Annotated in this window: 10 protein-coding genes and 1 tRNA gene; 8 read left to right on the top strand and 3 right to left on the bottom strand. The window is 67.9% G+C overall.

Going from position 1 to position 12,331, the window contains the following annotated elements; all coding sequences use genetic code 11:
* Nucleotides 1-54: 54 nt before the first annotated feature.
* The 3 genes from ACRCUN_RS02450 to ACRCUN_RS02440 all read left to right on the top strand — a co-directional run bounded on the left by ACRCUN_RS02450 (nucleotide 55) and on the right by ACRCUN_RS02440 (nucleotide 3,403).
* Entirely contained in the window at nucleotides 55-489 is a 435-nt protein-coding gene (locus ACRCUN_RS02450; protein WP_462140057.1) for a MarR family winged helix-turn-helix transcriptional regulator, read from the top strand.
* Between the two features lie 90 nt (nucleotides 490-579).
* Nucleotides 580-2,109 (top strand): hypothetical protein, encoded by a 1,530-nt coding sequence (locus ACRCUN_RS02445; RefSeq protein WP_462140056.1) that lies wholly within the window; start codon nucleotides 580-582, stop codon nucleotides 2,107-2,109.
* Nucleotides 2,110-2,119: 10 nt separating this feature from the next.
* Nucleotides 2,120-3,403: a hypothetical protein gene (locus tag ACRCUN_RS02440; RefSeq protein WP_462140055.1), complete on the top strand. Its 1,284-nt coding sequence runs from the start codon at nucleotides 2,120-2,122 to the stop codon at nucleotides 3,401-3,403.
* Between the two features lie 84 nt (nucleotides 3,404-3,487).
* Here the strand turns inward: ACRCUN_RS02440 and ACRCUN_RS02435 are convergent, their stop codons facing one another.
* Nucleotides 3,488-5,008 carry a hypothetical protein gene (locus tag ACRCUN_RS02435; RefSeq protein ID WP_462140054.1) on the bottom strand — a complete coding sequence of 507 codons (1,521 nt, stop codon included), beginning with the start codon at nucleotides 5,006-5,008 and terminating at the stop codon, nucleotides 3,488-3,490.
* A 420-nt stretch (nucleotides 5,009-5,428) separates the two neighbouring features.
* Here ACRCUN_RS02435 and ACRCUN_RS02430 point away from each other — a divergent pair, with 420 nt between their 5' ends.
* The gene (locus ACRCUN_RS02430; protein WP_462140053.1) at nucleotides 5,429-5,977 is read left to right on the top strand and encodes a hypothetical protein; all 549 of its coding nucleotides are present in this window, start codon (nucleotides 5,429-5,431) and stop codon (nucleotides 5,975-5,977) included.
* Nucleotides 5,978-6,003: 26 nt separating this feature from the next.
* Here ACRCUN_RS02430 and ACRCUN_RS02425 read toward each other — a convergent pair whose 3' ends face one another.
* Both ACRCUN_RS02425 and ACRCUN_RS02420 read right to left on the bottom strand, forming a co-directional pair.
* Nucleotides 6,004-6,300, bottom strand: a complete 297-nt coding sequence (locus ACRCUN_RS02425) for a hypothetical protein (protein ID WP_462140052.1) — start codon at nucleotides 6,298-6,300, stop codon at nucleotides 6,004-6,006.
* Nucleotides 6,301-6,321: 21 nt separating this feature from the next.
* Nucleotides 6,322-6,395 (bottom strand) — tRNA-Gly (locus tag ACRCUN_RS02420).
* Nucleotides 6,396-6,768: 373 nt separating this feature from the next.
* On the opposite strand from ACRCUN_RS02420, the gene ACRCUN_RS02415 reads away from it, so the two are divergent.
* From ACRCUN_RS02415 to ACRCUN_RS02400, 4 genes are all read left to right on the top strand, one after another.
* The gene (locus ACRCUN_RS02415) at nucleotides 6,769-8,331 is read left to right on the top strand and encodes a DUF7159 family protein (protein WP_462140051.1); all 1,563 of its coding nucleotides are present in this window, start codon (nucleotides 6,769-6,771) and stop codon (nucleotides 8,329-8,331) included.
* 31 nt (nucleotides 8,332-8,362) lie between these two features.
* A complete protein-coding gene (gene dcd / locus ACRCUN_RS02410; RefSeq protein ID WP_462140050.1) occupies nucleotides 8,363-8,932 on the top strand; it encodes a dCTP deaminase in 570 nt (189 codons plus the stop codon).
* 172 nt (nucleotides 8,933-9,104) lie between these two features.
* On the top strand, nucleotides 9,105-10,421 hold the full coding sequence (locus ACRCUN_RS02405; RefSeq protein ID WP_462140049.1) for an ammonium transporter: 1,317 nt from the start codon (nucleotides 9,105-9,107) through the stop codon (nucleotides 10,419-10,421).
* A gap of 219 nt (nucleotides 10,422-10,640) precedes the next feature.
* A complete protein-coding gene (locus ACRCUN_RS02400; protein WP_462140048.1) occupies nucleotides 10,641-12,302 on the top strand; it encodes a DUF7159 family protein in 1,662 nt (553 codons plus the stop codon).
* Nucleotides 12,303-12,331 lie beyond the last annotated feature (29 nt).

Below are 12,331 nucleotides of genomic sequence, written 5' to 3'. Positions count from 1 at the left end.
TATGGTCAGGATTCCTGACTAAAATTAGTCAGGAAAGCGTACTAAAGTCAAGGTGTGGATGAGGCGCCGAACTCAGCGGTGATGATGTTCATCGCGTACCGGGCTGCCGAGAACCGGATACTCGATATCGTGCACGAGGCCGGTTTCACCGACCTGACCCTGGCGCAGTGCCGGATCGCGCAGCGGCTGAACCCGCAAGGCATCCGGCTCACCGATCTGGCCGAGCAGGCGCAGGTGACCAAGCAGACCGCGGGCGCCCTGGTCGACGAGCTCGAGCGGGCCGGGTATGTCGTGCGCCGACCCGACCCCACCGACGCTCGTGCCCGGTTGGTGATGCTCTCCGAGCGTGGTGCGGCGGTGTGTCAGGTGGCCGCGGCCGAAGTCGAGGCAATCGAGACCGAATGGTTAGAACACCTGGGCGCCAAGGCTTATCGCGATCTACGCCGGGCGCTGCTCGCACTGCGCGAGATCACCGACCCGTACCAGTAGGCCGATCACCGGTATTTCGGCTCCTTCCGGACCGCATCGCTGCCACACTGAGCGCACAGCGAGCACGTCGGAGTCGGGGAAAGGTGCGCTATGCCAGGTGAGTTCGGGACATTGCCCAACGAGGACGGCGTGGTTGCCACAACCGCGTCGCGCGATGCGAACGGGATGGTCGGCACCAACACCGACACACAGCCGGTGGCGGCCGGCGGTAACGGCGGCGCCGGTGTGCGCGGAACCACGCTTGTGCCCGACGGCGCCGGCGTGGCGGGGGAGAACGAGGCGCCCACCGGGGCGGGCGTGTACGGCCGTGGCCCGTCGGCCGGTGTGCAGGGAACCTCCGAGGCGGGCGCGGGCTTGCACGGGTTGTCGGATTCCGGCGCTGCCGCACAAGTCGAATCGCGGATCGGCACCGGTCTGCTTGCCTTCGCCCACAACGCGGACATGAACACGGTGCACGCGATCAACGACGCCACCACGCCGCGCACCCGCATGGACGCCGAGCCGCGCGGCGCTGGCGTGCTCGGGCAGTCGACCACCCCGGGGGCTGCCGGCGTGCACGGACTCCACAGCGGTACCGACGGTGCCGGCGTGCGAGGGCGCGGCCCCGACGCCGGCGTCGACGGGCACTGTGTCGAGGACGCCGGGGTGCTTGCGTCGAGTGTGCGCGGCAATGGTGTCGAGGCGGTCGCCGAGGGTACGTCGCCGTTCACGAGCTACCTTCGCGATCCGGTCGTCGACGAAGCGTTTCGCCGCGATCTGGCGAACCGGGCGCGCGAGGCCGCCAGCCGTCTCCAAACTTCGCGTGCAACTAATCTGGCGAAAACCCGTCACGACTCACTCACCGATCGCGTCGCGGGCGGCAGAGTCGGCGTCCCCGGATGGGTACGCGAAGTGCCTGACCGTCTGACCGACCGACTCGGCGTCCCCGTGGTACCGATCGGAATCGGCCGCCTCGACGATGCGCTCCGCGACCGGCCCAGAGGGAACGGGGTGTGGGGACACACCAAGGTCGCCGGGGGAAGTGGCGTGCTCGGCACCGTCGAGCCCGGCACTCGCGATGTCGCCGGGGTGACGGGCGTCGGAGATACGGCGGGCCGCTTCTACGGTGCGGTCGAGATCGTCGGAAGCGGCTCTGTCACCGGCACTCTCGAGGTCGGCGGGAACGTCGACGTGCGCGGCAGTATCGACGTGCTCGGTGATGTCCGGCTGGTCGGCGCCGATTTCGCCGAGGGCTTCGACGCGTTGTCAGGAGACATCGCGCCGGGGAGCGTGATGGTGATGGACGACAACGGAGGCTTGACGGTGTCAAGCTCCGAGTACGACACGAGAGTCGCCGGCGTCGTCTCCGGGGCGGGCGACCTCCGCCCGGGCATTCTGCTGGACCAAGCGGGAGATCAGGCCGGGCGCGTGCCGATTGCACTCGTCGGCAAGGTCTACGTGTGGGTCGATGCGGAGTTCGGGGAAGTGCGCGTGGGTGACCTTCTCACCACTTCACCGGTGCAAGGGCACGCCATGAAAGCATCCGACCCTTCGCGTGCCTTCGGTGCCGTTCTCGGGAAGGCCATGCAGCCCCTCGCCGACGGTCGCGGTCTGGTCCGCGTTCTTGTGTCGTTGCAGTGAGGGCAGGCAGATGCCATCGCTACGTAAGGAATTGAACGCGTCATGGGCGCGGGACTTCCGTTCCGCCCGTGACCTTGCCGCGGCGATCCCGGTGCCGAGCCCGACGACGGTGCGCACGCTCATCGACGCGCTGCGCACCGTCGAATCCGTACATCACGAGCGCGCGATGCACACGTCCGATGACGCGCCGATCAACGGCCGAGTCGCGTTCGATCTACACAGCGACGGCACGTGGACGTTTTCAGGGCACGTGCGCGCCACCGGATTCCCGTCATACACATACGGCGTCCAGGCGTGGCTGCAGACGCCGGACGGTACCGTCATCGCCGCGGCCACGAGCGGCAAGGTGTTCGGAACGGATACGCCGGGGGATCGTCAACGGAACTTCAGCGTGTCCGGCACCAACCTGGCGATCGCCGATCAGTGGGGGTCGCTGCGCGGCGGCGCTGGTTCGGTGGGCTATCGCCTGCACGCGGAAATATCGGGGGTGCTCGGCACGGCGCTCGACGTGGTCGAATTCCTTGCGCAAGGCGTGATCGCGAATCTTGTTCTCGGGCCGGCCGGTTGGGCGATCGTCCTGGGCAACGAGCTCGCCGAACTGGGCGTGCAGATCGGCACACCCGACATCGTCTCTGCCCTAATCGTGTCCGGTGGTGTGCTGTGCATCCTCGGACCGGGCGGCATCGTCCCTGCGATCCTTGCCGGTTGGGCGGCGGCCGAGATCGCGAACGTCAACCATCGCGAGATGAGTGACAAGGAAATCGAGTTCGCCAAACGGGTTTTCGGTGACCACATCGACTATGACCGAGTGCGCCTGACCGATCTCAGTCAGCCGAACGACCGCAAGTTCGTCATGCCGTCGGTCGACGGCTCGATCGTCGTAAATCTCGGGTCGGCATACTCGGACCCGCTCGGCTACACCTCCACAAACGGCGGGTACATTCAACCCGGCTCGCTCTTCGTCCACGAGCTCGTGCACGCCTGGCAGATCACGCAGCGCACACTGCCATCCGTCGCGAGCGACATGAGTTCGAATTACGACTACCACTCCGGTCCCGATCCGACCGGGCGACTGACCGAACTCGCTTGGACCACGCGAACCTGGGACTCGTTCAACATCGAGCAACAGGCCCACATCGTCAACGACTGGTACGGCGCGTATGTCCAGAAGACGGCAGCCGGTGACTGGGCGTTCGTCGACGGTGTGCCCGTAACGGATCTCGACTCGCAGGCCGCGCTGACCGACCCTGCCTACCGGTTCATCCGCGACCACATCCGACTGGGTGCGCCCTAGAGGGATTAACGGCGACGGGTACGAATCCGACTGCTGCGCAGCCGAATCCGTACCCGCCGTTAATGCTCGACGCTGGGTAGCGTCTTAGGTGCTGCTGCCGGAGGGCCCGTCGCTGCCGTCGTTGCCCTGGTTTCCGTTGCCGCCACCGCCCTGGCCGCCGGCGCCGCCGTTGCCGCCGGTGCCGGTCTTACCTGCGCCAGGGGTGGCGTTGCCGCCGCTGCCGCCGTTGCCGCCCACACCGGTGCTGGTGCCGTCGTTCGTCGGGACGGAGCTGCCGCCCTTGCCGCCGGTGCCGCCGTTGCCACCGCGGGCGTTGCCACCCGTCGCGGCGCCGCCGTTCATGCCCGCACCGCCGTTGCCACCGATGGCACCGCCGTTGCCGCCATTGCCGCCGCGACCGCCGGTGGTGTTGCCGCCCTCGGTCGAGGTCGCGCTACCACCGCGCCCGCCCCGGCCGCCGAGGCCCGAGACGATGCTGGTGCCGCCGGAACCGGCCGCACCGCCGGTGGCGTTGCCGCCCTCGGTGTTCGCGGAACCGCCGCTGCCGCCGTTGGCCGAACGCGAGATGACGCGGCTACCGCCGTCGCCGCCCGCACCGCCGACCGCGTTGCCGCTCTGGTGTCCAGTGGCGTTGCCGCCGCGGCCACCGTTGCCGGTCAGGTCAGGCGTGTTGCCGCCGGACACGAGGCCGAAGCCGCCTGCACCGCCCTGACCGCCGGTCGCGGTCTGGCTAGAGGTTCCGCCGGTTCCGTCGGCGTTGCCGACCGTGGCCGAGCCGCCGGTGCCGCCTGCACCCGGGCCGTAGTTCTCGTCGGGAACCTCATTGGGCAACGGCAATCCGAAGTTCGTGCCGCCGCCCTGGCCACCGGCACCGCCCAGGGCGTTGCCGAACAGTGACGTGGCGTTGCCACCGGCACCGCCGTTACCGCCCCGGCCCGGTGCATAGCTCGCGCCGTAACCGCCGTCGCCGCCCTTGCCGCCGGTGGCGTTCGCGCCTTCACCGGCGGCACTCGAGTTGTAGTCGTTGCCGCCTGCGCCGCCGTCACCGCCGTCGCCAGAGAAGAAGCCGGCGTTGCCGCCGATGCCGCCATCCGTGGCAGCCGAGACGAGGTTGCCGTTGGCGTCGTACACCGCATCGCGACCGGCGCCACCCTGGCCGCCGTTGCCACCGAACAGGCCCGCATGGCCGCCGTTGCCGCCGTTGGCGCCGGCGCCGCCGTTGCCGTACAGCAAGCCGCCCGCGCCGCCGTTGCAGGCGTCGCCGGTGCAGTCGGCAGCGGCGTCGAGGCCGTTGCCGATCAGCCAGCCGCCGTCACCGACGATCGGCCGAATTGCCGCGGTGCTCACCGCGTTCGGGCTCAGCGCAGCCGCGCTGATGAGCTGGTTGTCATTGCCGCCCGGGGTTCCGAACAGCAGCAGCGAGTCTTCGCTGTTGACCAGTTTCACCTGGGCTTTGTGGGCGGTGGTTGTCGACGGCTCCTCGGCGATGGCGGCCGCGGCCGTCAGCACACCGAGACCGACCAACGCCGCACCCGCGACTCCCGTCGCCGCGTACTTGGGTGCGGATCGCGCTACCGCGCGATGCCGTCCGGGTTTCACGTACATGCAGGTCCCTTCATGTAAGCGCCAGCTAAAACTGATCGTTGGCTTAATGTTTGCTGTGAGAAAGCAAGCCGAATTCTCAGGTTCGCTTACCGGGCCGTCAATGCCTACGTTTTGGGTTCTCGGCGGTCGTTGCCATCGGCTCGGTGTTCTCGCGCGTCGCGCGCGTGCGGTTCTGGCGTACTTTCGCTACCTGGGTTGAACAGGTCAAATGTGCTGGGCAGCAAATAATCTCAGATGGTTGCCGAGTGCGACGCAACGGCTTGAAAGTCCCAGCGAAAAAAGATTCGCCGGAACGCGTTGCGGCGGAACGGCTCTCAGCTTCTGGGCATCAAGATCAAAAATCGAGCTAGACATTATGGTGTGCGGCGGCGCATTTGTGTGGCCCACCTATCGAGCGGCGCCGCCGATACGATCCCCGCCGTGGCAGAGCAAACCATCGAGCAATCTCTCGACGACCAGAGCGACGAACGCCCTTCGTCGGAGAAACCGCAGACTCAGGCCCCGAGCCGGATTGCGCCCGCCGCATTGGTGGTTGCGCTCGCGGCGGTCGGCCTTGCGGTGTTCGCATTGCTGCGCCCCTCGGCTGGCCCGGCCGAGCCCGCCGCGGCAGCGGTCGATGCCTCGGCAGAGCAGGGTTCCAAGGCTGACGTCTGCGGTGCGTTCCAGACCGTCAGGTCCGCCGTGTCAATTCAGACCCACGCCACCAGCGAAGGGCCCGCCGGCGCACAAGCCGTCGCTGCGAACGCACGGCTGTCGATGCTCGGCGGTGGGGCTTATCTGCTTGAACGGACCGGCCCGGCGACGCCACCGGAACTTGCCGATGCGATTCAGAAATTCGCCGGCGGTCTCCAAGACATCGCCATGCACTCACTCACCGGCATCGGCAACGACGACCCACAGCAAGCCGAACGGTTGCGCAATGCCGACGCGGCGAACAAGTCGATCACTGATATCTGCGCTGCGCCGTAGTCTGCACAACTTAGTTTGGCGCCGGCTCACGGCAGGTCCCGGTGCGCGACGGCTTCGAGAAGCCCGATCAAGTGTTTGAGGTCGTGCCACGGCACGAGTTCGTCATCAGGCCGCGCCGCCATCGCGGTCAACTCGGCGACGTCATCTGAGAGTTGCCCGGCATTGGGCGCAGGCACGCTCTCACGGCTGAACATGTCGGCCGTCTCCAGAAGCCAGTAGAAATCGGCGTTAAACTCAACGGTCGAGCCGTGACGCTGTTCTAGGAGCGATAGCACTCGGTCGAGTTGACGTCGCAAAACGGACAGGTCGATCGTCGTTGTCACCGGTTCATGGTGACGCTCTCGTGGAGCCGATGACGGGAATCGAACCCGCGTATTCAGCTTGGGAAGCTGATGTTCTGCCATTGAACTACATCGGCATGGTTGCCGACGAAGGATAGCAAGTCGGCGGACGGCGAGGGAACGCGGTATGGCCTTCGAGCGTCGTGATTCTAAGAATTTGCCGGACCTTGCCATTGGCCGATGGCATTGTAGCTGGCGAACCTGTACCACGCTACCGGGGACCGCTTGCGGTGGGCCGTCTTGGTGCGACGTTTACCGCGGCGAAACCTAGGGTAGCGGAACGGGATTGGCGGGCCGCGGCGAGCACCTGTGAACTCTGAGAGTTCCGTAAAGCGCGGCGCAAGGGCTCTCAAAGACAGCCGTTAGCGTTTTGACCGAGTTCTTCTCCATCCGGCGCGGGGTGGAGGCCGGGGGGATTCATCAGGACTTACCAGTCGAGGGAGTTCAACTATGGACGTTGTGCTTGGCGTTGCCATGACATCGGTCGACGCCCGACTCGTTCTGGTGGAGGGCAGCCGCGGTGACGGCGCGATGCTCGACCACGATTCGTTCGACGCGTACGCCGGTGTCGGCGTCGGCGTGCCCGGGTTCAGCGAGCACGTCGTGAGCGCAATCCTTGGCACGTATGCGACAGTCGCGGCGTGTGGCCACACTGTGCGGAGGGTGGTGCTGACCTGGACAGATGTGGTCGCGACCGAGGCGGAGTTGGTGCTCGATGCACTCGACCAGCGCGGCATCACCGACATCGCGACGGTCACCGCACCCGACGCCGTCGAGGCCGCCGCCGAGCATCTGGTGCGGTACGGCGGTCATGGTTCGGTGGCCCTGTGCATCGTCGAGCCCGACGCGACGATGCTGACGGTGCTCCACGGCGACGCGACGGGCATACGCCAGATGCGCAGCCGCTGCCTCGGCGTGATCGACCAAGTGGCGGCCGTACAAGCACTGCGCCGGGCCTGTGACACGTTCTCCGAACCCATCAAGTCGGTCGTCCTCGGGGGTGCCGCCGCCGACCTGGGAAGCCTTGCCGCGGAAGTCAATTCGCAGACCTCGCTGCCCGTCACGCTCTCCGACAACGCCGCACTGGTCCTGGTCCGCGGAGCGCTGCTGTCGAGTGCGGACACCGCGCTTCGTGAGCTCACCGAGAGCGCGGCGGTGGTGGCCGACGCCGAGGATGCGGACGCCGAGGAAGCCGAGACGCCGACGCTGTCGGTGTTCGTGCCCCGCTCCGCCAAGGTGGCGGCCGTGCCAGGCGTGGTCGACGACGCGGAGGACGAAAACTCTTCCCCCAGAAGCGCTTTGCTGGTCCGCACGCTGAGTGTCGTGCTCGTCGCGGGCGTGCTGGCTCTGACGGCGTCGGTGTTCTTCGCCATCAGGCAGCACTTCTCGTCCGATGACGTCGAGCCGACGGTATCGGCACGCGCCGAGCCGGCCGACCCGCTGCCGCCCGCCCCACCGGCTGATCAGAAACCGCCGGAGCTGATGGCACTCCCGGCACCTGCCCCGAATGCCATGCCGGCCGGCTTCCCACCGCCACCCATGGCACCTCCGCCGCAGATGCCTCAGCTGGCGCAGCTCGTGGCGGCCGCCGCTGCCCAGGTTCCGCAGTCTCCCGTCGTCGCGCAGTTGTCGCCCGACGCAATTGTCAAGGCGCTCAACGATCCGAAGGTGAGTGCAGCCGCCCTGCAAGTCGCGCAACGAGTGCTGCCGCCGGCCATGGAGGCCTACCAGCGGCCGATCACGGTGCCCAACACCGGCATCACCGCGCCCGCGCCGGCCGATCTGATCGCCCCGTATCGCGAGGGTTACGGCCACACCGGGCCGCATATCCCAGTGCCCGACTCGCCGCAGTACATCCCGCCGGGCCCGCCCCCGATACCGCCGCCGGGCTCGCCGCCGCCGGTCTTGCCGATACCGCCGGGAATCCTGGCACCCCCGCCGCCCGGGGCGCCGCCGCCACCGCCGGTCCCCGGATTGCCGCCTTTACCGACGCCACCCCCGCCGGCAGTCTGATTGCGGGGCGGTGGACGGATAGTCTCGTCGGGTGCTGCTCTCCGATCGCGATATCCGGGCCGAGATCGCCGCGAAGCGCCTGGCCCTCGAGCCGTTCGACGACACCATGGTCCAACCGTCGAGCATCGACGTCCGACTCGACAGCCTGTTCCGGGTGTTCAACAACACCCGGTACACCCACATCGACCCGTCGATCCAACAGGACGAGCTGACGAGCCTGGTCGAACCCGCCGAGGGCGAACCCTTCGTGCTGCATCCGGGAGAGTTCGTGCTGGGCTCGACGCTGGAGCTGTGCACGCTGCCCGACGATCTCGCGGGCCGGCTCGAAGGGAAGTCGTCGCTGGGCCGTCTCGGTTTGTTGACACACTCCACGGCCGGGTTCATCGATCCCGGGTTCTCCGGCCACATCACGCTCGAGCTGTCGAACGTCGCGAACCTGCCCATCACACTGTGGCCGGGCATGAAGATCGGTCAGCTGTGCCTGCTGCGCCTCACGAGCCCGGCCGAGCATCCCTACGGCAGCGACAAGGTCGGCTCGAAATACCAGGGCCAGCGGGGGCCGACGCCGTCGCGTTCACATCTGAACTTCCTGAAGTCGTGAGCGTGCGCGGACTGCTGTCGAATAACGGCGTGTCGGGCAGCAGACGCGCACGGTCGCGAGTGTGAACTTTCGGTAATCCACACGCAACACGAAACATTTCGGAAACACCTTTGCCGCGCGGTTGAAACGCGGGGCCGACATTCTCGTCGGGACCTCGTCAAAGGAGACCGAGTTGCAAGAGATCGATCCGGCCGCCACCGCCTGGCTGCTCGCAAGCACCGCGCTGGTTTTGCTGATGACCCCCGGCCTCGCCATCTTCTACGGCGGCATGGTCCGCACCACCGGCGTGCTGAACATGATCATGATGAGCTTCATCTCGATACCGCTCGTCACGGTGGCGTGGCTGCTCGTCGGTTACACGCTCGCGTTCTCCGAGGATGCCGGGGGCGGCCTGATCGGCGGCCTTCAACACTTCGGCATGCTCGGCATCGATCCGACGACTGCACGCGGCTCGGTCCCCGAACTGCTGTTCGCGACGTTCCAGTTGTCCTTTGCGATCATCACCGCGGCGCTGATCAGCGGCGCGATCGCCGACCGCGCGAGGTTTGCCGCGTGGATGGTGTTCGTCCCGGTGTGGGCGGTCGCGGTGTATGCCGTCGTCGCGCACTGGGTGTGGGGTCCCGGCGGCTGGCTGTTCGAACTGGGCGTGCTCGATTACGCGGGTGGCCTGGTCGTCGAGATCGTGTCCGGCGCGTCCGCGCTCGCACTGGCGCTCGTTCTCGGCCCGCGAATCGGCTTCAAGAAGGACGCGATGCGCCCGCACAACCTGCCGTTCGTGTTGCTCGGCGTGGGCTTGCTGTGGTTCGGCTGGTTCGGGTTCAACGCCGGCTCGGCGCTGGCCGCCAACGGCACCGCCGCGGCCATCTTCCTCAACACACTCGTCGCAGGCTGCCTGGGCATGCTGGGCTGGCTCACCGTCGAGCAGGTCCGCGACGGCAAGCCGACGACATTCGGCGCCGCGTCGGGCGTGGTGGCCGGCCTCGTCGCGATCACGCCGTCGTGCGGCACCGTCAACACCCTTGGCGCGGTCGTCGTCGGCCTGGCGGCCGGGATCGTGTGCTCGTTCGCGATCGGCCTGAAGTTCCGGTTCGGCTATGACGACTCGCTCGACGTGGTCGGCGTGCACTTCGTCGGCGGCGTGGTCGGCGTGCTGCTGATCGGGTTCCTCGCGACCGAGGTGATGACCGCGGGCCCCGAAGGCCTGCTCTATGGCGGCGGGCTCGCCCAGTTGGGTAAGCAGCTGCTGGCCGCGATCGTCGTCGCCGTCTACGCCTTCACGATGTCCTACGCGGTGGCCAAGGTGATCGACCGGTTCATGGGATTCCGGGTCAGCGCCGAGGACGAAACCACGGGCGTCGACTTCACCCAGCACGCCGAAACGGCCTACGCCGAGGGCGTGCACGGGCACTCGCCGCTGCGCCGCCCCGGCCTGTTCGACGGCCCGCTCGGAGAACGGCCGAAGTCACTGGAGGACGACCAGGCGGGATGAACCGGCCGACGCCTTTTGTCGTATTGCCGAGTAGGGTCTAACTACCGGCGTCGGCGGGCACCGTGCCGTCGCGGTCCGACCAGAACTGCGCGCATCAGCTAACGCGTTCGGCTGTAACGATCGAGCTGGTTGCGACGATGAAGGTTCTAGTTGTCGGCTCGTGCGACTTGCGTGCCCAATGGCGGCTTAGGCAGTGTAGCAAACGTTTTGGAGGGCTTGGTGGACATCGTATTGGGTGTGTCGATGGCACCTACGACGGTCCGCATGGTGCTGGTCGAGGGGGAGAAAGCCGACGGCGTCACGGTCGATCACGACGCTTTCGACGTCACCGCCGGCGATGGTTCGGCAACTTCGAGCGCGGCCGAGCAGGTGGTTGCTGCCGTACTCGGAACCCAAGAGAGCGCCGCCGCGGGCGGGCATCATCTGAAGTCGATCGGTGTCACGTGGAGTGACCATTCGGACGCGTCCGCACTGCGCGACGCACTGACGACCCATGGCATCGAAAACGTCATGCTGGTGTCGGAAGGCCATGCCGCCGCCGCGCTCGCGCAGGCGGTCGGTCGTGCGGTCGGATACGACACCACCGCGTTGATGTTCATCGACCGTGACACGGCGACGCTGTCGGTCGTCAAGACCGACGACGGCTCGGTCGTCAAGGTGTTCGACCGCAGCCTGCACAGCTCCGACGCGATGGCCGTGCTGACCGAGATGGTCGCCGCGGTCGACGAGCAGGATGCGGCCCCGCAGGCCATGTTCGTCGTGGGTTCGGGTGTCGACGTCAGCTCGGTCAAGGCTCACCTCGAAAACCTGGTGTCGATGCCCGTGAGCGCGCCGGACGAGCCCGAGCTCGCCCTGGCCCGCGGCGCGGCGCTGGCGTCGGCCAACGCGCCGGCGTTCGAGGCGTCCACCGTCGGGCTCGCGTACTCGCAGGATCCCGACGGCACCACGGCGGGCAGCGCATATGCGGGGTTGGCCGGCCTCGACACCCAGCTCGCGCCGCTCGGCGACTCCGCGGTCGACGACCTCGACCCCGCCGCGTTCGACGCGGTTCCGGCCGACGAGGGCCGCAAGCCGTTCCTGTTGGTCGGCAGCGCGCTGACGTCGGTGTTCGTCGTCGGCGTTGTCGCACTGGTCATCTCGCTGGCGGTGAGCATCCGCCCGACGGTCGACCAGCGGCCCGCGCCTGCGCAGGGCGCGGTGATCCCGAGTGCCCCTGCGCAAGCTCCGGCACCCGCGCCGGTTCCCGAGGCCAAGCCGGTGCAGCAGGCCCCGCCGCCCGCGCCGCCACCGGAGACCATCAAGGCCCCGGTGCCCGTGGTGCAGGAGGCGCCGCAGGCTCCGCCGCGCACGGTCTATGTCGAGGCACCGCAGGCGCCTGCTCCGGCCCCCGCGCCGGCAGCACCCGCCCCGGCTCCCGCTCCGGTGGCTCCGCCGCCTGCCCCGGCTCCGGTGGCGCCCGCCCCGGTGTTGCCCGCGCCGGCACCGATCTATCAACCGCCGGGCTACCGACCGCCGGTTGTGGTCGTGCCACGGATCCCGTCGATCTTCCGTCCGCCGTGGGAACCGCAGCGTCCGCCGTATCAGGAGCCCGAGACCCCGCCGTGGCAGCCTCCCTCACATGAGGAGCCGCAGAGCCCGCAGTGGCCGTACCCCGGTTCGGGCGGCGGCTCGCACGATGACGATTGGGGTCCCGGTTCCGGATCGGGCTCCGGCAACGGCGGCTGGAATCCCGGATCTGACTCGGGCCGTGACTCGGGTTCCTGGGATCCCGGTGACTCCGGCGGCTGGAACCCGGGCGGCAGCTCGGGAGGCGGCCGCGGTTCGTCGGGCGGTGACGGTGGCGGCATGTGGCCGTTCCCGTTCGGCGGTGGCAGGCATTAGCTTCCAACCGTCACCTGGCGTTGGTCTGT

Source organism: Mycobacterium venezuelense, from assembly GCF_054919535.1.
The sequence above is the reverse complement of the archived record's forward strand: the minus strand, read 5'-3'. Positions and strand labels throughout refer to the sequence as shown.